This window comes from Massilia sp. (assembly GCF_032106685.1).
Taxonomy (GTDB): Bacteria; Pseudomonadota; Gammaproteobacteria; order Burkholderiales; family Burkholderiaceae_D; genus Telluria.
On record NZ_DAMCPG010000106.1, the window covers coordinates 1 to 1,208 of the forward strand.

Annotated in this window: 2 protein-coding genes; both read right to left on the reverse strand. The window is 65.1% G+C overall.

Annotated features, from left to right (window positions below; all coding sequences use genetic code 11):
- Positions 1-777 (reverse strand): MCP four helix bundle domain-containing protein (locus tag RT688_RS23775; protein ID WP_313707282.1); only part of this gene is annotated, 777 nt, incomplete at its 3' end.
- A 31-nt stretch (positions 778-808) separates the two neighbouring features.
- Positions 809-1,208, reverse strand: a 400-nt coding sequence (locus RT688_RS23780; RefSeq protein ID WP_313707283.1) for a chemotaxis protein CheW, incomplete at its 5' end; no start/stop codon positions are given.

A 1,208-nucleotide genomic window follows, 5' to 3' on the forward strand; every position in this document is an offset into this window, starting at 1 on the left:
CAGGTTCTCGTTCATGGTCTTCAGGGCCTGCAGCAGCATGCCGGTCTCGTCGCGGGACGTGACCTCGATGCGGCTGCTCAGGTCGCCGGCCGCCACGGTGTTCGCCACGTCCAGCGCGCGCGCCAGCGGACGGGTGATGGAACGGGTGATGATCCAGGCGACGAAGACTGCCAGGAGCAGCGAGATGGTCGACACGACCGCGACCATCCGGCGCGTTGCGGTGTCGGTGGCGCGCGTCTCGGCAACGGCGTCGCGCGCCAGCTTCTGCTGCAGCGCGACCTGCTCGTTGATGGCGCTCTTCAGCTCGGCGAGGACGGGACGCAGGCCGCTTTTCAGGTAATCGCGCGCGCCGTTATCGTCGCCGCTGTCGATGTGCTTGAGCAGCGCTTGCTGGCCCAGCACGTATTTGTCGTGGGCGGCCGTCATGCGGTCGAAAATCACCCTCGCGTCCGGATTGGTCAGCTGGCTGCTCAACTGCGTCAGCTGTTCCTGCGCCGCGCGGCCCGAGGCGGCGATCTCTTCACGCTGCTTCTGGCGGTCGGCCGGATCGGCGTCGAGCATCATGTTGCGCAGGGCGATGGCGATGTCGTTGACTTCGACCAGGACGGCGTTGGTGGCGGTGATGTTGGGGATGCGGCGCTCGCCCAGCCTTTCCGCATTGGCGCTCACTTGCGTGAGCATGGACAGGCCCATGACCTGGCTGAGGATCAGCAGGCCGAAAAGGATGCCGAAGCCAATGGCCAGGCGCTTTGCGATTTTAATGTCGGAAAATTTCATGATATCGATGTTTGGATGATTGGATGGGGTATCAGGTGGCCGCAGCCCTGCCGACCAGGCCCATGTCGGGCGCCGCCATCAGGCGGGCGATGTCGAGCAGGATCAGGGTGCGCTCGCCGAGCGTGCCCAGGCCAAGCAATTGTTCGCTGTGCATGGCGCCGCCCAGGGCAGGCGCCGGACGCACCTGCCCAGGTTCGAGCGTGACCACGTCCGACACGCTGTCGACCACCATGCCGATCACGTGCCCGCCGATGTTCAGGACGATGACGACCGTGAAGTCGTTGTAGCTGGCCGTCTCGAGGCCGAACCGGATGCGCATGTCGACAATCGGCACGATCTGGCCGCGCAGGTTGACGACGCCTGTCAGGAAAGCGGGCGCATTGGCGATATGGGTCACCGGTCCATGACCGCGGATCTCCTGTACGTTGAGG